23 protein-coding genes are annotated in these 22,477 nt (G+C 71.1%); 15 read left to right on the top strand and 8 right to left on the bottom strand.

Translation table 11 applies throughout. The features are described 5' to 3' along the window. Window positions 1-6: 6 nt before the first annotated feature. Complete coding sequence (locus tag AERO9AM_RS02060; RefSeq protein WP_159574670.1) at window positions 7-789, bottom strand: DeoR/GlpR family DNA-binding transcription regulator; 783 nt, start codon at window positions 787-789, stop codon at window positions 7-9. A 128-nt stretch (window positions 790-917) separates the two neighbouring features. On the opposite strand from AERO9AM_RS02060, the gene AERO9AM_RS02055 reads away from it, so the two are divergent. From AERO9AM_RS02055 to AERO9AM_RS02020, 8 genes are all read left to right on the top strand, one after another. Then, window positions 918-1,946, top strand: a complete 1,029-nt coding sequence (locus tag AERO9AM_RS02055; protein WP_201298557.1) for an acetylxylan esterase — start codon at window positions 918-920, stop codon at window positions 1,944-1,946. Window positions 1,947-2,091: 145 nt separating this feature from the next. Next, the gene (locus AERO9AM_RS02050; protein WP_159574669.1) at window positions 2,092-2,670 is read left to right on the top strand and encodes a glucose-6-phosphate isomerase family protein; all 579 of its coding nucleotides are present in this window, start codon (window positions 2,092-2,094) and stop codon (window positions 2,668-2,670) included. 14 nt (window positions 2,671-2,684) lie between these two features. Then, entirely contained in the window at window positions 2,685-4,187 is a 1,503-nt protein-coding gene (gene xylB, locus AERO9AM_RS02045) for a xylulokinase (RefSeq protein WP_159574668.1), read from the top strand. Then, on the top strand, window positions 4,187-5,134 hold the full coding sequence (locus AERO9AM_RS02040; RefSeq protein WP_159574667.1) for an NAD(P)-dependent oxidoreductase: 948 nt from the start codon (window positions 4,187-4,189) through the stop codon (window positions 5,132-5,134). The genes xylB and AERO9AM_RS02040 overlap by 1 nt, the downstream gene beginning before the upstream one ends. Window positions 5,135-5,312: 178 nt before the next feature. Continuing rightward, window positions 5,313-6,254 (top strand): shikimate dehydrogenase family protein, encoded by a 942-nt coding sequence (locus tag AERO9AM_RS02035; RefSeq protein ID WP_159574666.1) that lies wholly within the window; start codon window positions 5,313-5,315, stop codon window positions 6,252-6,254. Further along, window positions 6,251-7,216 carry a phosphotriesterase family protein gene (locus AERO9AM_RS02030; RefSeq protein WP_159574665.1) on the top strand — a complete coding sequence of 322 codons (966 nt, stop codon included), beginning with the start codon at window positions 6,251-6,253 and terminating at the stop codon, window positions 7,214-7,216. Before AERO9AM_RS02035 ends, AERO9AM_RS02030 begins: the two co-directional genes overlap by 4 nt. A 50-nt stretch (window positions 7,217-7,266) precedes the next feature. Continuing rightward, entirely contained in the window at window positions 7,267-7,908 is a 642-nt protein-coding gene (locus AERO9AM_RS02025) for a bifunctional 4-hydroxy-2-oxoglutarate aldolase/2-dehydro-3-deoxy-phosphogluconate aldolase (RefSeq protein WP_159574664.1), read from the top strand. 101 nt (window positions 7,909-8,009) lie between these two features. Then, a complete protein-coding gene (locus AERO9AM_RS02020) occupies window positions 8,010-8,306 on the top strand; it encodes a putative quinol monooxygenase (protein WP_159574663.1) in 297 nt (98 codons plus the stop codon). A gap of 79 nt (window positions 8,307-8,385) precedes the next feature. Here the strand turns inward: AERO9AM_RS02020 and AERO9AM_RS02015 are convergent, their stop codons facing one another. From AERO9AM_RS02015 to AERO9AM_RS02000, 4 genes are all read right to left on the bottom strand, one after another. Further along, entirely contained in the window at window positions 8,386-9,375 is a 990-nt protein-coding gene (locus tag AERO9AM_RS02015; protein ID WP_159574662.1) for an ABC transporter substrate-binding protein, read from the bottom strand. Window positions 9,376-9,488: 113 nt separating this feature from the next. Beyond that, window positions 9,489-10,517 carry an ABC transporter permease gene (locus AERO9AM_RS02010; protein WP_159574661.1) on the bottom strand — a complete coding sequence of 343 codons (1,029 nt, stop codon included), beginning with the start codon at window positions 10,515-10,517 and terminating at the stop codon, window positions 9,489-9,491. Then, window positions 10,514-12,019: a sugar ABC transporter ATP-binding protein gene (locus AERO9AM_RS02005; protein ID WP_159574660.1), complete on the bottom strand. Its 1,506-nt coding sequence runs from the start codon at window positions 12,017-12,019 to the stop codon at window positions 10,514-10,516. Before AERO9AM_RS02005 ends, AERO9AM_RS02010 begins: the two co-directional genes overlap by 4 nt. Before the next feature lie 213 nt (window positions 12,020-12,232). Next, the gene (locus AERO9AM_RS02000) at window positions 12,233-13,102 is read right to left on the bottom strand and encodes a sugar phosphate isomerase/epimerase family protein (RefSeq protein WP_159574659.1); all 870 of its coding nucleotides are present in this window, start codon (window positions 13,100-13,102) and stop codon (window positions 12,233-12,235) included. Between the two features lie 180 nt (window positions 13,103-13,282). Between AERO9AM_RS02000 and AERO9AM_RS01995 the strand changes: the two genes are divergently transcribed. Further along, a complete protein-coding gene (locus AERO9AM_RS01995; protein WP_159574658.1) occupies window positions 13,283-14,290 on the top strand; it encodes a LacI family DNA-binding transcriptional regulator in 1,008 nt (335 codons plus the stop codon). A gap of 69 nt (window positions 14,291-14,359) precedes the next feature. Here AERO9AM_RS01995 and AERO9AM_RS01990 read toward each other — a convergent pair whose 3' ends face one another. Continuing rightward, window positions 14,360-15,031, bottom strand: coding sequence for a transaldolase family protein (locus AERO9AM_RS01990; protein WP_159574657.1), 672 nt, complete (start codon window positions 15,029-15,031; stop codon window positions 14,360-14,362). A gap of 124 nt (window positions 15,032-15,155) precedes the next feature. Here AERO9AM_RS01990 and AERO9AM_RS01985 point away from each other — a divergent pair, with 124 nt between their 5' ends. The 5 genes from AERO9AM_RS01985 (at window position 15,156) to AERO9AM_RS01965 (ending at window position 19,186) form a co-directional block, all read left to right on the top strand. Next, entirely contained in the window at window positions 15,156-16,124 is a 969-nt protein-coding gene (locus AERO9AM_RS01985) for a ribokinase (protein ID WP_159574656.1), read from the top strand. Between the two features lie 21 nt (window positions 16,125-16,145). Beyond that, window positions 16,146-16,550: a D-ribose pyranase gene (gene rbsD / locus AERO9AM_RS01980; protein WP_159574655.1), complete on the top strand. Its 405-nt coding sequence runs from the start codon at window positions 16,146-16,148 to the stop codon at window positions 16,548-16,550. Next, window positions 16,550-17,338, top strand: coding sequence for a GntR family transcriptional regulator (locus AERO9AM_RS01975; RefSeq protein WP_159574654.1), 789 nt, complete (start codon window positions 16,550-16,552; stop codon window positions 17,336-17,338). The genes rbsD and AERO9AM_RS01975 overlap by 1 nt, the downstream gene beginning before the upstream one ends. A 61-nt stretch (window positions 17,339-17,399) precedes the next feature. Then, a complete protein-coding gene (locus tag AERO9AM_RS01970; RefSeq protein WP_159574653.1) occupies window positions 17,400-18,467 on the top strand; it encodes a PLP-dependent cysteine synthase family protein in 1,068 nt (355 codons plus the stop codon). 209 nt (window positions 18,468-18,676) lie between these two features. Beyond that, window positions 18,677-19,186 (top strand): glycine cleavage system protein R, encoded by a 510-nt coding sequence (locus AERO9AM_RS01965; protein WP_159574652.1) that lies wholly within the window; start codon window positions 18,677-18,679, stop codon window positions 19,184-19,186. A 97-nt stretch (window positions 19,187-19,283) separates the two neighbouring features. Here the strand turns inward: AERO9AM_RS01965 and AERO9AM_RS01960 are convergent, their stop codons facing one another. Both AERO9AM_RS01960 and AERO9AM_RS01955 read right to left on the bottom strand, forming a co-directional pair. Next, a complete protein-coding gene (locus tag AERO9AM_RS01960) occupies window positions 19,284-20,297 on the bottom strand; it encodes an aldo/keto reductase family protein (protein WP_159574651.1) in 1,014 nt (337 codons plus the stop codon). Window positions 20,298-20,380: 83 nt separating this feature from the next. Then, window positions 20,381-21,058 carry a FadR/GntR family transcriptional regulator gene (locus AERO9AM_RS01955; protein WP_159574650.1) on the bottom strand — a complete coding sequence of 226 codons (678 nt, stop codon included), beginning with the start codon at window positions 21,056-21,058 and terminating at the stop codon, window positions 20,381-20,383. 167 nt (window positions 21,059-21,225) lie between these two features. Between AERO9AM_RS01955 and AERO9AM_RS01950 the strand changes: the two genes are divergently transcribed. Then, window positions 21,226-22,443, top strand: coding sequence for an aminotransferase class V-fold PLP-dependent enzyme (locus AERO9AM_RS01950; protein ID WP_159574649.1), 1,218 nt, complete (start codon window positions 21,226-21,228; stop codon window positions 22,441-22,443). Window positions 22,444-22,477: the final 34 nt, after the last annotated feature.

Genomic DNA, 22,477 nt, shown 5'->3' with positions numbered 1-22,477 from the left:
GCGCGCTCAGCCCTCGCCGAGGTCTGCGATGAGCAGCTCCCCCACGTGCTCGGCGAGCTGCACCCGTGCGCTCTCCTCGAGCCGGGCGTCGATCACCAGGCGGTCGATCTCGTCCAGGTCGGCGATGGTCGTGAGTCCCACGGTTCCCCAGCGCCCATGGTCGGCGAGCACGACGACCTCGCGCCCTGCGGCCATGAAAGCCCGATCCGTCTCCGCCTCGAGCAGGTTCATCGTCGTCATCCCGGCCTGCACGTCCAGGCCGTGCACGTCGAGGAACACGACGTCGCAGTGCAGCTGCTCGAGCGCGCGGACGGCCACGGGACCCACCATCGCCTGCGCCGGCGTGCGGACTCCGCCCGTCAGCACGACGGTCTGGGTGTAGGGCTCGTCGGCGCGCTCCGGCCCGGCGAACAGCTCCGACACGGGCAGGGAGTTGGTCACCACGGTCAGCTCGGGCACCCCGGCGAGCGCCTCGGCGAGCGCGAGCGAGATCGTCCCGCCCGAGATCCCGATGGCCATGCCCGGCTCGACGAGACCCGCGGCGAGCGCCGCCACGGCCCGGTGCTCCGCGCTGACCGTTCCTGCCGCCGCACGCAGCGATCCGGCGAGCGGCGCGGCCCTGACCCCGCCGCGCACCTTGCGCACGGCGCCCTCGTCGGCCAGCAGGTCGATGTCACGGCGGATCGTCATCGGGCTCACGCCCAGGATCCCGGCCAGTTCGGGGATCGTCGCAGTGCCGCGCTCGCGGACGTGCGCGAGGATGCGCTCACGACGCTCCGATACCAGCACCTGCGCTCCTTCCGATCGCGGCTCCAGTCTGCCATGCGCCCGCCCCGCGGTCCGGCGCCCCGTCGAGCAGGCACCGGCGGCCGTCGCGTGCGGTCGCCTGCCGTGGCACCGCCCGAGAGGACCCGCCCATGACGATCCCGGCCCCGTATCGCGACTGGTTCCCCGAAGCGCAGCTCGACGGCACCTACGGCTTCGATCCGCCCGCGCTGCGACGCGTGGAGCCCGTGCCCGTGCCGGACGGCTTCACCGAGCGCTGGCGGGCCTGGCGCGCGGACGCGGAACGCATCGACGTCTCACCGGAGCGCACCCCGCTCGGCGCGCAGGACGGTCGTCGGCTGTCGATCGTGGAGCACACCGGCGCCGACGGCACCCGGCTGCGTGCGTGGCTTGCGGAGCCGCTCGGCGGCCCCGCAAGGATCGGCATCGTGCACGGGCACGGCTACGGCGGGCGGGCGGCACCCGACTTCGCCCGGGTGCCCGACGACGCGGCGGTGATCTTCCCCGTGGCACGCGGTCTCGGCGCGCTCAACACCGGCGTGGGCGCCCCCTCGACGCGGGACGACCACGTCGTCGCCGGACTCGAGGATCCCGACCGGTCCGTGCTGGGGCTGTGCGCGCGCGACCTGTGGCTCGCCGCCGATGCGCTGTGCACGCTCGCCGGCCCGCTGCCTCTCGCGTACGTCGGCGAGAGCTTCGGCGGCGGGATCGGCGCACTGGCGCTGCCCTGGGACGACCGCTACATCGCGGCGACGCTCGTCGTGCCGAGCTTCGGGCAGCACGACGAACGGCTCGCCGTGCGATGCCTGGGCAGCGGCGAGGCCCTGCGCCGACACGTGCAGGCCCACCCTGCGGCCCGCGACGTGCTGCGGCTGTTCGACGCCTCCACCGCGATGCTGCTGAACCGGATCCCGGTGCGCGTGGAAGCGGCCCTCTGGGATGCGAACGTCCCGCCACAGGGCCAGTTCGCGATCGCGAACGCCGTGGCCCGGTCCGCGGGCGTGCTCGAGCTCGCCGTGCTGCCGGCCGGCCACGCCGCGTACCCCGGGCGCGAGCAGCTGACGCGCGCGTTCGAGGACGCAGGGCGGGCGCACCTGGACCGGGCGCGCAGTCGGGATCGGCAGGAGCGTTCTCGGGATGCGGATCTCGCGCAGCGCTGACGCGGATGCCTCGCCGCTCACCCCGCGCGCCCGGCGCGACCGATGCGGGCCGGGGCCGGCAGAACGCTGGACACCAACCTGTAATAACAGGTATGCTCCAACTTGTAATGACAGGAGGCGCGCCGCGCCCGGCCCGGAGGTAACGATGCCCGCGTTCCGCACCCCACCGATCGCGCCGTTCGCGATCGCCTTCGACGCAGAGAGACTGACGCTCGCACCCGAGGGGCCGACGCTCACCCGTCGCATGTCCGATCTGGAGGGGCTGTTCCTCGATGAGCAGGCGTGGCGCGAGGCCGCCGAGGGCGAGAATCCCGTCGTCTACACCGTGACCAGCTCCCCTGTCCCCGAGATCGATCGCGAACTGCCGCAGTCGATCACCACGATCATGCCCGGCGCCACCGCCGGCGAGCTGTGGATGACGAAGGGGCACCAGCACCCCGACCATCAGGGCGAGATCTACCTCGCGCTGAAAGGCACCGGCGGCCTCCTCATGTTCGACGGCGAGCGCACCGAGTGGCTCGACATGCAGCCCGGCACGATCGGGTACATCCCTCCGGGCTGGGCGCACCGTTCCGTGAACACGGGCGACGAGCCGTACGCCTTTCTCGCCGTCTACCCTGGCGGAGCCGGTCACGACTACGGCTGGGTGCTCGAGCACGGCATGGGGTCCCGCGCGCATCGCACGGCGGAGGGCGTGGAGCTGCGCCCCTACGCCGGCGCCTGACCGGAGACCGCGCCATGCTCATCGCACACGACCTCGGCACCACGGGGAACAAGGCGTCCCTGCACCACGATGACGGGCGCCTCGTCGCCGCCGTCACCGTGGCCTATCCGGCGCACTTCGCCGACGGGGGCGTCGCCGAGCAGAACCCCGAGGACTGGTGGAACGCCGTCGTCGCCGCCACCCGCGACCTGCTCGCCCGCACCGGCACCACGCCGTCCGACGTGGCGGGCGTCGTGGTCAGCGGCCAGATGATGGGCGCCGTGCTGCTCGATGGCGAGGGCGCGCCGGTCCGTCCCGCGATCATCTGGGCCGACACCCGCTCCGGCGCGCAGCAGCGCGAGCTCGAGTCCGCTCTCGGCAGGGAACACGCGTACCGGATCCTCGGGCACCGCCTGAACCCCACCTACTCCGTGGAGAAGGTCATGTGGGTGCGCGACAACGAACCCGAGAACTGGGAACGCGTGCGTCGGGTGTGCGTCGCGAAGGACTTCATCGTGCTGCGTCTGACCGGGCGACTCGCCACGGACCGCTCCGATGCGAGCGGCACCAACGCCTACGACCAGATCGCGGGCGCATGGTCGGGTGAGGTGCTCGCCGCCGCCCGCCTGGATCCCGCCCTGTTCCCGGAGATCCTCGAGTCGACATCCATTGTGGGCACGCTCACCCCGGACGCGGCCGTCGCGCTCGGCCTGCCCGCATCGACCCGCGTCGTGACAGGTGGCGGCGACGGTCCGCTGGCCGCCGTCGGATCCGGTGTCGTCGCACCCGAGGATGGTGCGTACGTGTGCCTGGGGACGTCTTCGTGGATCTCCTTCGCCGCCGACGCACCGCTGCACGACCCGGGCATGCGCACCATGACGTTCGACAATGTGGTGCCGCGCAGCTTCGTGCCCACCGCGACCATGCAGGCCGGCGGCGCCTCGGTGCAGTGGATCGCCGAGGCGCTCAGCCCGGATCCGTCACGTCCCGAGACCGCGCGCCTCACGGCCGACGCCGGAGGCGACCTCGACACCGAAGGGCTGTACTTCCTGCCCTATCTGCTCGGCGAGCGCTCGCCCCTGTGGGATCCGCACGCGCGCGGCGCCTTCGTCGGCATCGGCCGTCACCACCGCCGGGAGCACCTCGTGCGGGCGGTGCTCGAGGGCGTGGCCTACAACCTCCTCACCTGCATCGATGCGTTCCGCGCGTCCGGCGCCGTGATCGACCGCATCGACGCGGTCGGCGGCGGAGCGCAGAGCGACGCCTGGCTGGCCGTGCTGGCGGACGTCTGGGGCGTGCCCGTGCGCCGGCGCACGATCGTGGAGGAGGCCAACAGCCTGGGCGCCGCCGTCACCGGTGCGGTCGGGCTGGGCCTTGCCGAGTTCTCCGTCGCCCGGAGCCTCAGCGAGGTCACCGCCGAGTTCCTTCCGGATCCGGCCCGGCACGCCGAGCACCTGCGACGGCACCGTCGATTCACGGAGGCGTACACGGCGCTCGCCCCCTGGTTCGCCGGTCGCACCCCGGACGGGGCGGCCTGATGGGCGTGATCCTCGCCACCAGCCGTTCGTTCTCCGACGGCGACCTCGACCTCGTCTCCCGCGCCGAGTCAGCGGGCCACGTCGTGGTGCGCGGACCCGCGCACCACGACCTCGCCGAGCTGCGCCCCCTGCTGCGCGACGCGGACGCGTGGATCGCCGGCACCGGCCCGGTCACCGCCGAGCACCTGGCCGCCGCACCTCGGCTCGCGGTGATCGCACGCTACGGCGTCGGCACCGAAGCCGTCGACCTCGCCGCCGCACGCAGCCGCGGCATCCCGGTCACCAACACCCCCGGCGCCAACGCGGATGCCGTCGCCGACCACGCCGTGGGTCTCATGCTCGCGGCCCTGCGCGGCATCGCCGACGGCGACCGCCGCGTGCGTGCGGGCGACTGGGCCGTGCGCCGCGGGCGCGAGCTCGGCGCCGCGACCGTCGGGATCGTCGGCTTCGGCCGCATCGGCCAGGGCGTCGCGAAGCGGTTGAGCGGATTCGGATCCCGGATCCTCGCCTCGGATCCGTTCCTGCCCGACGATGCCGTGCGCGCTGCCGGCGCCGAGCCCGCCACCCTCGACGCCCTGTTCCGCACCGCCGACGTGATCACGCTGCACGCCCCCGGCGGACAGCGCCTCGTCGACGCGGAACGGCTCGCGACGATCCGCCCCGGCGCCGTGATCGTCAACACCGCCCGCCCCGACCTCGTGGACGAGGCGGCCCTCGCCACGGCCCTGCGCACGGGCGGGCTCGCCGCCTACGCTGCGGACACCCTGGACGGCGACACCGCGGCGAGCGCGAGCCCCCTCCTCGCCGCAGACCTCGGCGACCGGGTCACGGTGACCCCGCATCTCGGGGCGCAGACCACCCAGGCCGTCGACAACATGGGCCGGATGGCTCTCGACAACGCCCTCGCCGTCCTGCGCGGCGAGGGCCCGATCCACCCGGTCCGCTGACCCGCGCCGGAGGCCCGCGTGATCGCGTTCCGGGTGCAGTCGTGACCGACGGCGCTAACGTGAGGGGCGCCGGGCGATCGCTCCCGGCGCGACGCACGACCGCGAGGAGGCCCGTCATGCGCCCCACCGATCCGCACCGGACCGATGCGCAGCGTGCCGTTCCGGTGATCCGGGNGCCGTGACCCCCGCCGCCGACCGCATGGGCTTCGTCGGCGTGACCACCGGATCCTCCTCGATCATGACCGTGTTCCCGCTGTGGGCCGACGTGCTCGGGCTGCCCACGCGCACCCTCGTCGGCCACGACCTGCCCATGGATGCCGCGCCCGACCAGTACCGCGAGCTCGTCGAGCAGATCCGCGACGACCCGCATCACCGCGGCGCGCTGGTGACCACGCACAAGATGAACGTGTTCGCGGCGGCCTCCGATCTCTTCGACGAGCTCGATCCGTTCGCGGTGTCCTGCTCGGAGATCTCCAGCATCTCCAAGCGCCCCGGCCCGGACGGCACGGATCGGCTGATCGGTCGCGCGAAGGATCCGCTCACCGTGGATCTCGCCCTGCGCGAGATCATCCCCGACGACTACTTCGCCCGCACCGGCGCGGAGGTCGTCATCCTCGGCGCCGGCGGCTCCGGCACGGCGCTGAGCTGGGCGCTGGCCGAGCGCGCCGACGCACCGGCGCTGATCACGGTCACGGCCCGCAGCGAGGACAAGCTCGACCACCTGCGTGAGGTGCACCGCCAGCACGGCACTCCCGAGGGCCTGATCCGATACGTGCGCACCGCCGCACCGGAGGAGGCCGACGCGATCGTCGCCGCAGCCCCGGCCGGGTCCGTGATCGTGAACGCCACCGGGCTCGGCAAGGACCGCCCCGGATCCCCGCTGACCGACGCCGTCGTGTTCCCGGAGCGGGCGGTGGCGTGGGAGTTCAACTACCGCGGATCTCTCGAGTTCCTGCACCAGGCCGAGGCACAGCAGCGATCGCGCGGGCTGACCGTCGTGGACGGCTGGCGCTACTTCATCCACGGCTGGACGCAGGTCGTCGCCGACGTGTTCGAGCTCGACCTCGACGGCCCCACCGTCGAGCGGCTCGCCGAGGCGGCGGAGTCGGTGCGGCGATGAGCACAGGCGGCGTCATCCGCACGGTGCTCGGCGATGTCGACGCCGCCGGCTGGGGACCGACCGATTACCACGAGCACCTCTTCCAGGTCACGCCCCTGCTGCCCGGCGACGAGCTCGACGACGAACGCGCCTCGACGCGAGAGGCCGAGCTGCTGCGGGACAGCGGGTTCGCGGCGATGATCGACGCAACCCCGTCCGGACTCGGCCGCGACCCGGCCGGCGTGGCGCGGATCGCCGAGGCCACCGGTGTGCGCATCGTGGCGACCGCGGGCCGCCATCGCGAGGCGCACTACGAGCCAGGACACCCCGCCCACGCCGACGACGCCGCGACGCTGAAACGGCGCTTCATCGCCGAGATCGCGTACGGCCAGCCCCGCGACGATGCGGATCCGGACGGCCCCCGCGCGCTCTCCCCGGACGGCTCTCCGGTGCGCGCAGGGATCCTCAAGGGCGGCGCCGACTACTGGCGGATCAGTGCGTTCGAGCGCGTCACACTGCTCGCCCTGGCCGCCGCGCACCGCGCCACCGGGGCGGCGGTCATGGTGCACCTGGAGTTCTGCACCGCCGCGCACGAGGTGCTCGACCTGCTCGCAGCGGAGGGCGTCGCGTCCGACCGGGTCGTGCTCGCGCACGCGGACCGTGACCCGGATCCGGGGCTCCACGTGGCACTCGCCCAGCGCGGCGCCTACCTCGGCTACGACGGGTTCGCGCGGCCGCGCACCCGCAGCGACGCCGAGTTGCTCGCACTCACCGCCGCGGTCGTCGCCGCCGGCGCGGGCGACCGGGTGCTCCTCGGCGGCGACGTCGCCCGCCGCACCCGCTACATCGCCTACGGCGGGATGCCGGGCCTCGCCTACCTCGGGGACCGCTACCTGCCCCGCCTGCGCGCCGAGATCGGCGACGCCGCCGTCGACACGATGCTCGTGGCCAATCCGGCGCGCCTGCTGACCCTGTCGCGCTGACAGCGCGCATCCCGACCCGACCCGACCCGACCCGACCCGAGGAGGATCCCATGTCCGACCGTCTCGCCCGCGCCCGCGCCACCGGAGTGCTCGCCGTGCTCCGCGCCCCCTCGGCCGACGCGGCGCTGCACGCCGCCGACGCCCTCATCCGCGGCGGCGTCACGGGCATCGAGGTGACCTATTCGACCCCGGATGCGCCCGCCGTGATCCGCGAGCTGATCGCGCGACACGGCGACGGCGTCTACGTCGGCGCAGGCACCGTGACCACGACCGCGGAGGCCGAGGCGGCGGCGGACGCGGGTGCGGCCTTCCTGGTGAGCCCCGGCACGCTCCCCGATCTCGCCGCGGCGATGCGCGCGACCGGGGCCGTCGTGATGACCGGCGCGCTCACCCCGACCGAGGTGATGACGGCGCTGCGGCTCGACGTCGACGTGGTGAAGCTCTTCCCCGCCTCCCTCGGAGGCCCCGCGTATCTGGGCGCGCTGCGCGGCCCGTTCCCGCAGGCCCCGCTCATGCCCACCGGCGGGGTGACGCCGGACAACCTCGCCGACTGGTTCCGGGCCGGCGCGGTTGCGGTCGGCGCCGGCGGCGACCTGGCCAACGGCGCCTCGATCGCCGCGGGCGACTGGGACGACCTCGAAGCGCGGGCTCGGCGCTTCGCCTCGGCACTGGCCGCCTCCCGCGCCGGCTGATCCGGCTTCCCGCCCGATCTCGCCCTGCCCGTGGCGATCGGGCAGGTCGTCGCCGCAGCGGCCCCGGCACCACCCGGGGTCCCGTTCGAAGGAGAGAACCCATGACCGACCCCACGATCCTGCACGCCACGTTCACCGCCCGCCCCGGTCAGGCCGAGCGGGTCGCCGCTCTGCTCGCCGGCTTCGCCGAGGAAGTGCGCCGCGAGGAGGGCTGCGTCGTCTTCGACGCCACCCGCCTCGTCGACGACACCGACCGGTTCTTCGTGTACGAGGTCTACCGCGACGAGGCGGCGTTCCAGACGCACCTCGTCAACCCCGCGGGCGGCCCGTTCAACGCCGCGCTGCAGGAGCTCATCGTCGAGCCCTCCTCTCAGCTCACCTTCCTGCGCCGGATCTGAGGCCCCACATCAGATGTGAGCGAGGCGGACACGAGAACGGCCCCCTCTCGGGAGAGGGGGCCGTTCCGCATCCGTCAGATCACTGGTAGAGCACCGCGGCGATCTTCGGGTCGTCGATGTTGCTCTTGTCGTACCAGTAGGAACCGGTGTCGTAGAACTCGTCGATCTTCTCGCCCTTCGCAGCGGCGACCGCCGACTGGACCGTGCGCTTGCCGATGCCGATCGGGTCCTGAGTGATGGCCCCGGCCATCGTGCCGTCCTTGATGGCGTTGATCTGCGCGGCGCCGGAGTCGAAACCGACGATCGTGATCTTGCCCTTGGCGAGGCCCAGCTCGTTGACCGCGTCGACGATGCCGATCGCCGAGCCCTCGTTGGTGCCGTACAGTCCCTTGAGGTTCGGGTGGGCGGCGATCATGGCCTTGGCGATGTCGGCCGACTTCAGGTGGTCGCCGTCGCCGTACTGGATGTCGACGATCTTGATGTCGGGGTAGTCCTTCTTGATCTTGTCGACGAAGCCGTCGCGCCGCTCCACGCCCGTCGAGTTGATCTGCGAGTGCCCGACGATCGCGACCTCGCCCTTCTTGCCGATCAGCTCGGCCATGTGCTCCGCGGCCAGCGCGCCCGCCTTCTTGCTGTCGGTCGCTGCGAGGCTCAGGCCTGCGTCGCCGTTGCAGGGGGCGTCGAAGTAGACCACGGGGATCTTCTTCTCCTTGGCCTGCTGCAGCGGCGCCACGCACGCCTCGGGGTCGAGCGCGGCGTACCCGATGGCGGCCGGGCTCTTGTCGATCGCGGTCTGCAGCATCTGCAGCTGCTGGTCGATGTCGGTCTCCGCCGGCGGTCCGTCGAAGGTGACGTCGACGCCGAGCTTCTGACCCTCCTCGTCGGCGCCCTTCTTCACGGCCTGCCAGAACTGGTGCTGGAAGCCCTTGGAGACGAGCGCGATCGTCATCTTGCCGCTGCCGCCCCCGGACGACGAGCCGCCGGTGGATCCGCTGCTCGAGCACCCGGCGATCGCGATCGCCGTGGCGGCCAGGACGGCCGCGAAAGCGGTCTTCTTGCCGAATTTCATGAGAACTCCGTTGTTTGTGGACATTCGGGTGAGGGGTTTTGCGGATCGCTCCGCGGTTCGGCCGGGGCCGAGCAGTCCGACCGGACGGGTGAGCATCCGACCGGACCGACGCATCAGGTCCGCTGCCGGTTGCGCAGCGAGTCGAAGAACACCGCGATGAGGATCACGATGCCGACGACGACGTTCTGCCACTCCGGCTGGATGGACAGGATCCGCAGGCCGTTGACGAGCACGCTCATGATGAGCGCACCGATCACGGTCCCGAGGATCGATCCGCGGCCGCCGAGCAGCGAGGTCCCGCCGATGATGACGGCGGCGATGGCCTGCAGCTCGTAGCCGGTGCCGATCTGGGGCTGGGCGGAGCCGAGACGGGAGGCGATGACCACGCCCGCGACGCCGGTGAAGGCTCCCGCGAACATGTAGATGAAGATCGTCCAGCGCCGGGTGTTCACGCCGCTGAGCCGGGTGGCCTCCTCGTTGGAGCCGATCGCGAACGTGTAGCGGCCGAGGAGGGTCTTCGACAGCACGATCGCGGCGAACACCGCAAGGCTCGCCGTGATGAGCACGCCGTTGGGCAGGCCAGGGATGAGGGTGCCGAGGGCGATCTTCTGGAACCCCGGCGCCTTGGTGAAGTAGATCGGGCGGACGCCCGACACGATCAGCGCCAGGCCGCCGGCGACCATCATCATCGCCAGCGTGGCGATGAAGGGAGGCAGTCGCAGGAACGTCACGTTCAGGCCGTTGATGAGGCCCATCAGCACACCGGTCAGGATGCCGCCGATCACCCCGAGCCAGACCGGGAGCCCCAGGTTCTGCACGAACACGCCGACCATGACCGCGCACAGGGCCATACCCGTGCCGATCGACAGGTCGATGCCTCCCGTGATGATGACGAAGGTGGTGCCGAGGGCCAGGATGCCGATGACCGCGGTGGACAGCAGGATCCCGGAAAGGTTGGACCACTCGAAGAAGTGACCGCTGGCGAGCGAGAAGAACACCACCAGCACGATGAGCGTGCCGAATGCCAGGGACTGCTGCAGCTGACGCTTGAGCGCCGCGCCGAGGTCGCGCTTGTCGGTGTTCTCGTTCACGGCCTGCTGGATGACGCTGGTCGTGGATCCGGAGGGTTCGGGGGCGCTCATCGGTTCTCCTCCCCGTGGGCTGCGAGGTGCATGATCTTCTCCTGGGTTGCTTCCTCGTTGCGCAGCGTCCCCTTGATCCGGCCGTTCGCGAACACGACGATGCGGTTCGCGACGCGGAGGATCTCCGGGAGCTCCGACGAGATGACGATGATGGACTTTCCGGCGTCCGCGAGCTGCTGCATGAGCCGGTAGATCTCCTCCTTCGCGCCGATGTCGATCCCTCGGGTCGGCTCGTCGAAGATGAGGATGTCGCAGTCGCGCATCAGCCACCGGGCGATGACGACCTTCTGCTGGTTGCCTCCCGAGAGGAGCTTGACGACCTGGTTGACGGAGGGCGTCTTCACCCGCAGCTGCTGGACGTACTGCTTCGTCTGGTTCTTCGCCCTGCGGTCCCCCATCCACCCCAGCGCGTTCGTGTAGGAGCTGAGCGAGGCGAGCACGGTGTTGAACGTGACGTCCTGGTCGAGCATGAGCCCGAGGAGCTTGCGGTCCTCGGACAGGTAGCCCACGCCGTGCTTGACGGCGTCCTCGGGCTGGCGGATCCGGGCGTTGCGGCCCGCGATGCGGATCGTGCCGCCGTCCCTGTGGTCGGCGCCGATCACCGCCCGCGCGGTCTCGGTGCGCCCGGCTCCCATCAGCCCGGCGAAGCCCAGGATCTCACCTCGGCGCAGTTCGAAGGAGACGTCCGAGAGCAGGCTCTTCGTGCTGAGCCCCTCGACGTCGAGCACGACCGGCGCCGCGCTGAAGTCCTTGACCGCGGGCCGGGTGGACTCGTCGACGTGGCGACCGACCATCATCTCGATGACCTTGGCGATGTCGATCTCGGCCTTGTCGAGCGAGCCGATGTAGGCGCCGTCGCGCAACACGGTGACCCGGTCCGCGAGCCGGCGCAGCTCGTCCATGCGGTGCGAGATGTAGACAATGCCGGTGCCCTTGGCCTTGAGCTGCTCGATGAGCTGGAACAGCGTCTCGACCTCGGCGTCGGTGAGCGCAGATGTCGGCTCGTCCATGATGAGCACCTTGGCGTTGAACGAGAGCGCCTTGGCGATCTCGACCATCTGCTGCTCCGCGACGGTGAGGTCGCCGACGCGGCGCTTCGCGTCGAGGTCGATGCCGAGTCGCTTCAGCAACTCGGCGGCCTGCTCGTTCAGGCGCCGTTCCGACAGGAACGGCCCGGTGCGCGGCTCGCGACCGACGTAGATGTTCTGCGCGACCGTGAGGTCGGGCATCATGTTGAGCTCCTGGTGGATGATCGTGATCCCCAGATGCTGCGCCTGCAGCGGGCTGGTCAGCTCGACCTCCCGCCCCTCGAACGTGATCGTGCCCTCGTCCTTGGCGTAGATGCCCGAGAGGATCTTCATGAGGGTCGACTTGCCCGCGCCGTTCTCACCGACGAGGACGAGCACCTCGCCCGCGCGCACCTCCAGGTTCACGCCCTTGAGCGCCTGCACGCCGGGGAACCCCTTGCTGATGCCCTCCACCACGAGGATGGGGTCGCTCATCACTCACCTGCTTCCTTGAAGGTCGGATCCGAAACGTGTGAAATCCTTTTCAAACGTCGGATCAATCTTGACGACCGTTGACGGTCGTTGCAAGTTGTATCTAAATGTATCTACCGGCACGCGAGTCCGCGACAACCTGTAATAACAGGTTGATCACGGTTCGGTATCGGCCGGAGGACACCGCTCACCGCGCACCTCCCGGGTCCCGCCGCCTCAGTGCAGCCGGAGGGAGTCGATCGCGAGGAGCTTCCCGCGGATGAAGGCGTTCGCATGCGCACCCAACTCGTCGCCGTCCGCCCAGAGGTTGCGCCAGATCCCCAGCATGCGACTGAGATCCGGGGCGACGACCGCCGAGGAGAACGACTCGAACACGATCGGGCCGTCGTAGCCGACGCGTCCGAGTGCCGCGAAGAACGTGTCGAAGTCCACGGACCCCGTGCCGAGATAGCCGCGGTGGCTCTCGCCGATATGCACGTACTGCAGGTGCGGCGCCGCATCGAGGACGGGCGCGAACATGCCGGACTCCTCGATGTTCATGTGGTACGTGTCGAGATGGATCCCGAGATTCGGCCGGTCGATCTCCTCGAGATAGGCGAGCGCCTGGCGGGCCGTGTTCAGCACATTGGTCTCGTACCGGTTGACGACCTCCAGGGAGACGCGGATCCCCCGATCGGCCGCATGATCGGCGACACGTGAGATCGCGCGTCGACTGTTCTCCAGTCCTCGTGCCGTGACCGGCTGCATGTACTTCTTCATGGCGCTGTACAGCACGCCGCAGAAGTGCACGCCCCCCATCTCCGCGACCACGTCGACCGCGCGCAGCAGCAGTGCTTCGCCCGCCGCGACGACCACAGGGTCCTCGCTCGTCACGTCGGTGGCCTCACCGAGCCCGAGCGACGCGGTGACCGCAAGACCGTGCTCGGCGACCGCGGACGCCGCGACAGCCGCATCGAAGACGAACGGGTCCATCAGCGGGTACTCGATCAGATCGAAGCCGGCGGCGCGTGTACGGGCGGCCGCGGAGCGGATGCCGGACGCATCGAACTCCCCGGTCCAGACGAGGGCGTGACATCCGATGTTCATGAGGGAGCTCCCTTGCTCGTTCGCGCATTTGGCACGTTGCAATCGCAACATCGGACACCATAGGGCGCGGTTTTGCAACGTGTCAATAGCCGTCGTTCCGGGAAATCCGAACGCACGGAACGCGTCCCGCTGTGGGCTAGTCTGAGCGGGTCCGCTTCAGCACCCGGGGAGTCCACCGCAATGTCCGCCAGCGTCAAGGACGTCGCCGCTCTCGCCGGCGTGTCCGCCTCGACGGTGTCGAACTACCTGAACCACCCGCACGTGCTGAGCCCCGCCACCAGCGAGCGCGTCCGCGCCGCGATCGAACGACTCGGGTTCGTGCCGAACGAATCCGCCCGCCAGCTGCGCGCGGGCGCAGGGAAGGCGATCGCGCTGATCCTCCTGGACGCCTGGCTGCCGTACTTCAACGAGCTCTCCCGCGGCGTGGAGGATGTGCTGCGCGCCGGCGGCTGGTCGCTGTTCTTCAGCAACAGCGCGCGCGACGAGTCGATCCAGGCCCGCAATCTCGAGATGTTCGAGGCCCATCGGGTTCAGGGCATCGTGATCTACCCGCTCGGGGACGTCGTGCCGGCGCTCGAGCGCCTGGCGGACAAGGGCGTCCGGTCGGTCGTGGTCGGACCGGCGACAGCGTCCGACCGAGTCGGATCCGTGCGCTTCGATGACCGTGCGGGCGGGCGACTCGCGGGCGCCCACCTGCGCGAGATCGGGCGCCGACGCATCGCGTTCCTCGGCGACCCCGGCACGGTGAGCCAGACGGCGGACCGCCTCGCCGGCCTCCTGGAGGCCGCCGGACCGGCGGTGTCGACGGTGCGCGCCGGTGGTCTCACGATCGAAGCAGGCATCGCCGCGGGGCAGGAGATCGTGGCCCGCGCACCTCGGGAGCGCCCGGATGCGGTCTTCGCCGCCAACGACATGCTCGCGATCGGCGCGCTCACCGCCTTCCTGCGCGCCGGCGTGCGGGTCCCCGAGGACATCGCGATCGTCGGATTCGACGACGTCGACCAGGCGCACCAGGCCGTGGTCCCGCTCACGACGATCCGCCAACCCGGGTACGAGATCGGCGCCGCTGCGGCGCGCTCGCTGCTGGAGCAGCTCGCGAACCCCGCCGCTCCCCCGCCATCGGTGACTCCGTTCGCCCCCGCGCTCGTGGTGCGCGAGTCGACCGTCGGGCCCGCGCCGGCGCTGTGACGAAGCGCGGCCGCGGCGCCCGCGAGTCCACGTGCCGGCGAGCCACCGGAGCCCACGGAGAAAGTCGGCTCAGCCGCCGATGCGCCGCATCGCCGCCTCGAACTCTGCGGCCGATGAGGCGCTCACCTCGTGCCGCAGCATCTCATCGAGCACGTCCGGCGCGGCCGTGAACAGACCGATGCCGGCCAGGCGCATGGCGACGACGTCGTCGGGCGTGCGCAGGCTGGCGAGCAGCACGTTCGTGCCACTCCCCGCACACACCGCCTGCATGGCGGGGATCATCGCATCGGCATCCATGCCCGCATCCCGCATCCTTCCCAGGTAGGGCGCGATGTACGCCACGCCGATGCTCGCGGCGGCGAGCGCCTGTGCCACCGAGTACACCGCGGTCAGCAGCACGGGCGTGCCGCCGGCGACGACCGCCGCGGCAGCTGCGAAACCGTCCGGCGTGGCGGGGATCTTGACGGCGACGCGCTCCCCCAGCCCGGCGATCCGCTCGGCGCAGGCGCGCAGTTCGGCGGCGTCCTCTCCCCAGGCCTGGAAGAACACCTCGCGCGCGCCCTCCTCCACCCAGCGCCGGTACAGCTCCGGCAGGTCGGCGGCGCGATGACCGTGTCTTTCGAGGATCGTCGGGTTGGTGGTCACCCCGTGCACCAGGCCGGAGCGCAGCAGGGCGCCGACGCGCTCCGTGTCGGCGCTGTCGACATACAGGCGCGGGGCTCCCACGGCGTGAGCGGACATGAGCGGGATCTCCCTCCGGCAACCTGTCGTTACAGGTCGCGATTCGGATAATGTAATGACAGGGCTCCGTCCACGTCAAAGGCGACGGAGCGCACTCCCTCGTCCGATCGGAGGACACGTGCCCATGGCCGAGACCCAGGATCGCTCCGGCGTCGTCATCGTCGGGAGCGTGACGGCGGACGTCACGACCTTCTCGCAGCGGCTCCCCGCGCGCGGCGAGACCATCCTCGGCGAGCAGTTCACGCTGCTGCTCGGCGGGAAGGGCGCCAATCAGGCGGTCGCCGCCGGCCTCGCCGGAGCGCGCACGAGCTTCGTCGGCTGCGTCGGCGACGACCTCTTCCACGACCTGATCGTGGACGGGCTCTCCGCCGCGGGCGTCGACCTGGCGCACCTGCGCACGGTTCCCGGCCCCACCGGCATCGCCCACATCCGCGTGGACGCCTCGGCGCAGAACGACATCGTGATGGTCCCGCTCGCCAACGCCTTCCTCGACGAGGCACAGGTCGACGCCGCGCTCGAGGCGCTCGCCCCGTCCACCTCGGTGCTGCTCACCCAGCTCGAGACCCCGTCGGCGCTCACCAGGCACATCGCCGCGCGAGGCCGGGAGCTCGGCATGACCGTCGTGCTGGACCCCGCCCCGGCCGCTCCGCTGGACGCCGAGGTGTGGCGCAACGTCGACATCGTCACCCCGAACGAGACCGAGGCGAGCCTGCTGTCCGGCATCGCCGTGACCGACCCCGCCTCGGCCGAGCAGGCCGGACGCTGGTTCCTCGACCAGGGCGTCGGCGCAGCCGTGATCACCCTCGCGGAGCGTGGATCCGTCGTGGTCACGCCCGAGGGATCCGAGCTCGTCGAGCCCATCCCGGTCGAGGCCGTGGACACGACGGCGGCGGGCGACGCCTATGCCGGCTACCTCGGCGCGGCGCTCGCGGAGGGCCGGAACCTCGCGGAGGCCACGGGCATCGCCGCGGCAGCCGGAGCCCTCGCCGTCACCCGCCAGGGCGCGTCGCCGAGCATCCCCTCCCGCGCCGAGGTCGACGCACTCCGCGCCGAACACCCCGAGAGCCGCGCACTCCGCGCCGCCGTCTCCTGAGCCGTCCGAGAAGGATCCGCCATGCGAAAGACCGCCACCACGATCAATCCCGCCCTGTCCCGCGTGATCAGCGAGACAGGCCACACCGACCTCATCGTCGTGACCGACGCCGGCCTGCCGATCCCTCCGGGATCCGAACGGATCGACCTCGCCTACCGCCCCGGGGCGCCCGCGTTCCTCGACGTGCTCGACACCGTGCTGGCCGAACTCGTCGTCGAAGGCGCGACCGTCTCCGCCGAGGTCGCCGACGCGAGCCCCGAGATCCTGGCCGCCCTCCGCGAGCGGTTCGCCGGGCAGGGCTTCGAGATCGAGCTCGTCCCGCACGCCGAGTTCAAGAGGCGCACGGCATCCGCCAGGGCGTTCGTGCGCTCGGGCGAGTTCACGCCCTACGCCAACGTCATCCTGCACGCCGGGGTGGCATACTGATGTCCGCGGCACTCGACGACGCGATCGACCGCCGCTCTGCGGCTCCGATGTACGACCAGCTGCGCCGACTGATCATCGACGGCATCGCGCGAGACGGGCTGCAGCCCGGCGACCCGCTGCCCGGCGAGCACCGACTGTGCGAGCAGTACGGGATCTCGCGCACCGTCGTGCGCCAGGCTCTGGCGCAGCTCGAGCACGAGGGGATCGTGGAACGGGTGAAGGGCAAGGGCACGTTCGTCGCGCGCCCTCGCACCAGCGAATCGCTCGTCCACACGCTCATCGGACTGTACGACGACGTCGCACGCCGCGGTGGACATGTGCACAGCGATGTGCGCCGTCATGAGGTCGTCTCCGCGGATGAGGAGGTCGCGGACGCGCTCGCCGTCCCCGTCGGCAGCCCGGTCGTCCTGCTGGAGCGCCTGCGCCTCGTCGACGGCGAGCCGTGGTCGCTGTCGACGACCTGGATGCCGGAGGAGGTCGGCCGGGTCACGCTCGGTGCCGACCTCGGCGACATCTCGCTGTACGGGCTGCTCGAGCAGCACGGCATCCGTGCGACCCATGGCGTGCGGTCGGCCGAAGCGACCGTCGCGACGCACGATCAGGCCCTGCTCCTCGGCGTCAGCGCCGGATCCGCGCTGTTGCGGCTGCGCAGCGTGAGCCGGGGCGCCGACGACCGCCCGATCGAGTTCTTCATCGCACTCCACCGCGGCGACCGGTCGCGCTTCGAGTTCTCGCTCGGCGAGGAGCACTCGCAGGCACGTCTGGTGAGCCTGCCCCCGGGCGCCTGATCCGAGTCAGCCCGCGGACGACCGAGCCGTCGCCCGTTCCCCCTCCGGCTACCCTCGAGACATGACCTCCGACTGGACCGGATCCGCCATCGCCCTGCTCGAGGCGGATGCGAACCGCAGCGCCGACACGCATCTGCACGTCTTCCCGCTGCCCGCCGAGTGGGGCATCGACCTCTACCTCAAGGACGAGTCGGTGCACCCGACCGGATCGCTGAAGCACCGGCTCGCCCGTTCGCTGATCCTGTACGGGCTGGTCAACGGCTGCATCGGGGAGGACACCACGCTGGTGGAGGCGTCCAGCGGCTCGACCGCTGTGTCCGAGGCCTACTTCGCGCGGATGCTCGGCCTGTCGTTCGTGACCGTCGTGCCCCGCACGACGAGCCAGGAGAAGATCGACCTCATCGAGTTCTACGGCGGACGCTGCCACTTCGTGGACAGGGCCGAGGACATGTACGCGGAGGCGGAGCGCCTGGCGTCCGAGTGCAACGGGCACTACCTCGACCAGTTCACGTTCGCGGAGCGCGCGACCGACTGGCGGGGCAACAACAACATCGCCGAGAGCGTGTTCAGCCAGCTCTCGCGCGAGCGCCATCCGATCCCGGCCTGGATCGTCGTCGGCGCGGGCACCGGCGGCACGAGCGCCACCTTCGGACGGTACGTGCGCTACCGTCGCCACCCCACCCGCATCGCCGTCGTGGATCCGGAGGGCTCCGCGTTCTACGGCGGCTGGCGCGACGACGACCGCACGCACACCACCGGCACCCCGAGCCGCATCGAAGGCATCGGGCGGCCCCGCGTGGAACCGTCGTTCGTCATCGGCGTCATCGACGAGATGATCCCCGTGCCCGATGCCGCGTCGATCGCCGCGATCCGGCTGCTCAAGCAGCGCACCCTGCACTGGGCGGGCGGCTCCACCGGCACCAACCTCGTCGGCGCCTTCCAGCTGATCGCCCGGATGCTGCGCGACGGCGAGCGCGGCAGCGTCGTCACCCTCATCTGCGACGGCGGCGCCCGCTACCTCGACACGTACTACTCCGACGACTGGGTCGCCGGCCGCGGCTGGGACCTCGCGCCGCACCGGGAGCGGATGGAGCGCTTCCTCACCACCGGCGAGTGGGCCGAGGACTGAGCCCGCCCTCGGTAGGCGCCCTCTCGTGCGGCGCCCCCTCGTGCGGCGCCCCCTCACCGCGAGACTGCAACCACGCGACGAGACTGCAACAGAGTGCTGCAGTCTCGTCGTGCCGTTGCAGTCTCGCGGAATCTGGCGCGTCCGACGGGGGGCGCGGCGACCAGGGATCCGGGCGTGACCGCGCGGATCCTCGTCGCTACGCTGACGACATGACCACGCTCATCCTCACCGTCGTCGGATCCGACCGTCCCGGCCTCGTCGCCACCGTCGCGCACATCGTCGACGAGCACGGCGGCAACTGGGAGAACAGCCGCCTGGCCGAGCTCGCCGGCACGTTCGCCGGCGTCATCCAGGTGTCGGTGCCCGTCGACCGCGTCGAGGAGCTGCGCGCGTCGCTGAGCGGCCTCGAGGGTCTGCTCACCATCGCGGTGCATCCCGGATCCGGTTCCGAGCCGGCCGAGACGCCGCAGGAGCTGACGATCCGCGTGCTCGGCAACGACCAGCCGGGGATCGTGCGCGAGATCTCGTCGGTGCTGAACGCGAGCGCGCTGAGCATCGAGAGCATGACCACGGAGACCCGGGACGCCGCGATGGCCGGCGGGCGGCTCTTCGAGGCGTCGATCCTCGCCCGTGTGCCGGCCGACGCGGACCCGGAGGCCCTGCGCAGCGCTCTGGAGCGGATCGCGCACGACCTCCAGGTCGACATCACCGTCGGCTGAGGCACGGGTCCTTCGTCTCGTCGCTGCGCTCGCTCAGGAACCGGACAACCGGTCCCTGAGCGAGGAGCGCAGCGACGAGACGAAGGGCGCGGGCTCGTCAGACCAGGCGCTCCTTGGGCGACACGTCGTAGGTGTCGGCGGGATCGTCGTTCACGACTCCCGCGAGCGCCTCGTCGATCGCTGCCAGGGTGTCCGCATCGAGCACCACGCCCGAGGCCTTGACGGTGTCGGCGAGCTGCTCAGGACGGGAGGCGCCCACGAGCGCCGCGGCCACGTTCTTGTTCTGCAGCACCCACGCGATCGCGAGCTGGGGCATCGTGAGCCCCGCCTGCGCGGCGATGGGCTTGAGCCGCTGCACCGCGGTGAGGATGTCGTCCTGCAGCAGACGCTGGATGAAGTGCGCACCCGAGTGCGGATCCGTCGCGCGGGACCCCTCGGGCACCGGCTGGCCGGGCAGGTACTTGCCGCTCAGCACGCCCTGCGCCATCGGCGACCAGACGATCTGCGAGATCCCGAGCTCCTCCGACGCCGGGATGACCTTGCCCTCGATGACCCGGTGCAGCATCGAGTACTGCGGCTGGTTCGAGATGAGCTGCACGCCGAGCTGCTTCGCCAGGGCGTGCCCCTCGCGGAGCTGCTCGGCGGTCCACTCGGAGACGCCGATGTAGAGCGCCTTGCCCTGCCGCACGACATCGGCGAACGCCTGGAACGTCTCCTCGAGCGGCGTCTCGTAGTCGAACCGGTGCGCCTGGTAGAGGTCGACGTAGTCGGTGCCGAGGCGCTTGAGGGATCCGTTGATCGACTCGAGGATGTGCTTGCGGCTGAGCCCGGTGTCGTTCGGGCCCTTCGGGCCGGTCGGGAAGTAGACCTTGGTGAAGATCTCCAGGCTCTCCCTGCGCTGGCCTTCGAGCGCCTTGCCCAGCACGACCTCGGCGGCCGTGTTCGCGTAGGTGTCGGCCGTGTCGAACGTCGTGATGCCGGCGTCGAGTGCAGCGTGCACCGTCTTGACGGCGGCTGCGTCGTCGACCTGCGAGGCGTGCGTGACCCAGTTGCCGTAGGTGATCTCGGAGACCTTCAGACCGCTGTTACCCAGGTATCGGTAGTTGACCATGGCTCCAGCGTAGGCGTGTCCGGTCACAGCCCGGGCCGGATCCGCCCCAGGAGGTCACACGACCCGGGCCCGCCCTGCGACGTTCACTCCGACATCTGCTTGCGCAGCCAGAACTCGGTCTGGGCGACGTGCCCTGCGGCCGCCGCCGACGCCGCGGCCGGATCGCGGGCGATGAGGCCGCGGACGATCGCCCGGTGCCCGGCGTCCGAGAGGACCTTGAGCTGCGCCGCATCGTCGTCGTCGAAGATCCGGTACTGGCGGGTGCGCGAGCGCAGCACCTCGAGCAGGCTGGTGAGCGCCGCGTTCCCGGCGAGCTCGGCGATCCGCATGTGGAACTCGTGGTCCAGGCGCGAGGCCTCGTCGTGGTCGGAGCATTCCGCGATCCGCTCGACCAGGTCGGTCAGCCCGGCCAGCAGGGCGTCGTCGCCGCGGGCCGCCGCGATCGACGCCGCGTGCGCTTCGAGGGGACGCCGGATCTCGACGAGCTCCAGGATCGCGTCCAGGGGCAGCACGTCCACGGTGAGCGAGAGTCCGCGGATCAGATCGGCCGGGCGCAGGCTGCTGACATAGCTGCCGGATCCGTGTCGCGTCTCCAGCACGCCGAGGGCGGAGAGCGTGCGGATGGCCTCCCGCACCGATCCGCGCGAGACGCCGAGCTGCTCGCCGAGCTCGCCTTCGCTCGGCAGCTTGTCGCCCGGCTTCAGCTCGCCGTCGGCGATGAGGGCCCGCAGTCCGTGCAGGGCGGTCTCCCGAGCGCTCATCCTTCTCCTTCGATCCGTTCCCCTTGAGTGTGCCGGTTCGCATCTTCAGAGGATAGTTGTTCTACGACTTACGGAAACAAGATCGTAACAGTGGCATTTTCTGGGCTTTCATGCCAAAGTTGTGCGACAAGTTGCCTGACTCCCGACCGTGAGGATCCACGCCGACCATGCCCGACGCCGAAACGACCGTCCGCACCTCCCCCGTGCGCCTGGCCACCTTCGAGCGCGCACGCGATGCGTGGCCGCTGGATCCGGCGATCGTGCACCTGAACCATGGATCCTTCGGCGCCGTCCCGCGCGAGGTCGTCGCCCTCCAGGACGAGCTGCGCCGTGAGGCCGACCTCAGCCCCATCGGCTGGTTCCCGCGGATCGCGGAGAAGGTCGAGGCGGCGCGTGCCGCGACGGCGCCCTTCGTCGGCGCGGATCCGGCCGACACCGCCTTCGTGCCCAACGCCTCGGCCGCGGCGACCGTCGTCTACAACGCGCTGCAGCTGACCGGTGACGACGAGATCCTCGTCACCGACCACGGCTACGGCGCCGTCACGATGGGCGCTGCCCGCCTCGCGCGGCGCTTCGGCGCCCGACTGCGCACCGTCGCCCTCGGACTCGTCGACGACGCCGAGGCGGTCCTCGCGCGCTTCGCCGAGGAGATCGGCCCGCGCACCCGCGTCATCGTGGTCGATCAGATCACCTCCTCCACCGCACGGCGCTTCCCCACCGCGGAGATCACGGCCCTCGCGCACGCCCGCGGCGTGCGCGTGCTCGTCGACGGAGCGCACGCGCCCGGCCTCATCGCCGATGCCGCGACGGTCGGCGGTGGCGACTGGTGGTTCGGCAACCTGCACAAGTGGCCGTGCGCGCCCCGGGGCTCGGCCCTGCTCGTCACCCGCGCGTCCGACCGCGACGAGCTGTGGCCCCTGATCGACTCCTGGGCGGCTGCGGATCCGTTCCCCGGCCGCTTCGACACCCAGGGCACCATCGACGCCACCACGTACCTCGCCTCTCCCGCCGCGATCGACTTCATCGAGCACGAGCACGGGTGGGAGCGCACCCGGCGCACGATGACCGAACTCGCCGACGCCGGTGCACGCGTCATCGCGGACGCCTTCGAGGCGGCCTCGGACGAGCCGGCGCTCGTGGACCAGCCCATGCCGGTGCCGTCGATGCGGCTGATCCGGCTGCCGCACGGGATCGGCCGTTCACGTGAGGAGGCCGACGCCCTGCGCATGCGCCTGTTCGACGAGGTGGGCGTGGAGACGGCGTTCACGAGCTTCGCCGGCGCCGGCTACTTCCGCCTGTCCGTGCACCTCTACACCGAGATGGCCGATTTCGAGGCATTCGTGGAGCGCTGCGTTCCCCGGATCCTCGAGCTCGCGCGGACCTGAGCGGCCCGCGCCCGAGACCGAACCTGCAAGACCC

Source organism: Microbacterium sp. 8M (assembly GCF_902506375.1).
Taxonomy (GTDB): domain Bacteria; phylum Actinomycetota; class Actinomycetes; order Actinomycetales; family Microbacteriaceae; genus Microbacterium.
This window is presented reverse-complemented; position numbering and strand designations above follow the sequence as displayed.

Coding starts and splice junctions, on each gene's coding strand:
- AERO9AM_RS02020 (WP_159574663.1), top strand. CDS start 8,010: ATGACCGACCCCACGATCCTGCACGCCACGTTCACCGCCCGCCCCGGT.
- AERO9AM_RS02025 (WP_159574664.1), top strand. CDS start 7,267: ATGTCCGACCGTCTCGCCCGCGCCCGCGCCACCGGAGTGCTCGCCGTG.
- rbsD (WP_159574655.1), top strand. CDS start 16,146: ATGCGAAAGACCGCCACCACGATCAATCCCGCCCTGTCCCGCGTGATC.
- AERO9AM_RS01990 (WP_159574657.1), bottom strand. CDS start 15,031: ATGTCCGCTCACGCCGTGGGAGCCCCGCGCCTGTATGTCGACAGCGCC.
- AERO9AM_RS01975 (WP_159574654.1), top strand. CDS start 16,550: ATGTCCGCGGCACTCGACGACGCGATCGACCGCCGCTCTGCGGCTCCG.
- AERO9AM_RS02010 (WP_159574661.1), bottom strand. CDS start 10,517: ATGAGCGCCCCCGAACCCTCCGGATCCACGACCAGCGTCATCCAGCAG.
- AERO9AM_RS02005 (WP_159574660.1), bottom strand. CDS start 12,019: ATGAGCGACCCCATCCTCGTGGTGGAGGGCATCAGCAAGGGGTTCCCC.
- AERO9AM_RS01985 (WP_159574656.1), top strand. CDS start 15,156: ATGGCCGAGACCCAGGATCGCTCCGGCGTCGTCATCGTCGGGAGCGTG.
- AERO9AM_RS02015 (WP_159574662.1), bottom strand. CDS start 9,375: ATGAAATTCGGCAAGAAGACCGCTTTCGCGGCCGTCCTGGCCGCCACG.
- AERO9AM_RS02055 (WP_201298557.1), top strand. CDS start 918: ATGACGATCCCGGCCCCGTATCGCGACTGGTTCCCCGAAGCGCAGCTC.
- xylB (WP_159574668.1), top strand. CDS start 2,685: ATGCTCATCGCACACGACCTCGGCACCACGGGGAACAAGGCGTCCCTG.
- AERO9AM_RS02040 (WP_159574667.1), top strand. CDS start 4,187: ATGGGCGTGATCCTCGCCACCAGCCGTTCGTTCTCCGACGGCGACCTC.
- AERO9AM_RS01950 (WP_159574649.1), top strand. CDS start 21,226: ATGCCCGACGCCGAAACGACCGTCCGCACCTCCCCCGTGCGCCTGGCC.
- AERO9AM_RS01970 (WP_159574653.1), top strand. CDS start 17,400: ATGACCTCCGACTGGACCGGATCCGCCATCGCCCTGCTCGAGGCGGAT.
- AERO9AM_RS02000 (WP_159574659.1), bottom strand. CDS start 13,102: ATGAACATCGGATGTCACGCCCTCGTCTGGACCGGGGAGTTCGATGCG.
- AERO9AM_RS02030 (WP_159574665.1), top strand. CDS start 6,251: ATGAGCACAGGCGGCGTCATCCGCACGGTGCTCGGCGATGTCGACGCC.
- AERO9AM_RS01960 (WP_159574651.1), bottom strand. CDS start 20,297: ATGGTCAACTACCGATACCTGGGTAACAGCGGTCTGAAGGTCTCCGAG.
- AERO9AM_RS01995 (WP_159574658.1), top strand. CDS start 13,283: ATGTCCGCCAGCGTCAAGGACGTCGCCGCTCTCGCCGGCGTGTCCGCC.
- AERO9AM_RS02050 (WP_159574669.1), top strand. CDS start 2,092: ATGCCCGCGTTCCGCACCCCACCGATCGCGCCGTTCGCGATCGCCTTC.
- AERO9AM_RS01965 (WP_159574652.1), top strand. CDS start 18,677: ATGACCACGCTCATCCTCACCGTCGTCGGATCCGACCGTCCCGGCCTC.
- AERO9AM_RS01955 (WP_159574650.1), bottom strand. CDS start 21,058: ATGAGCGCTCGGGAGACCGCCCTGCACGGACTGCGGGCCCTCATCGCC.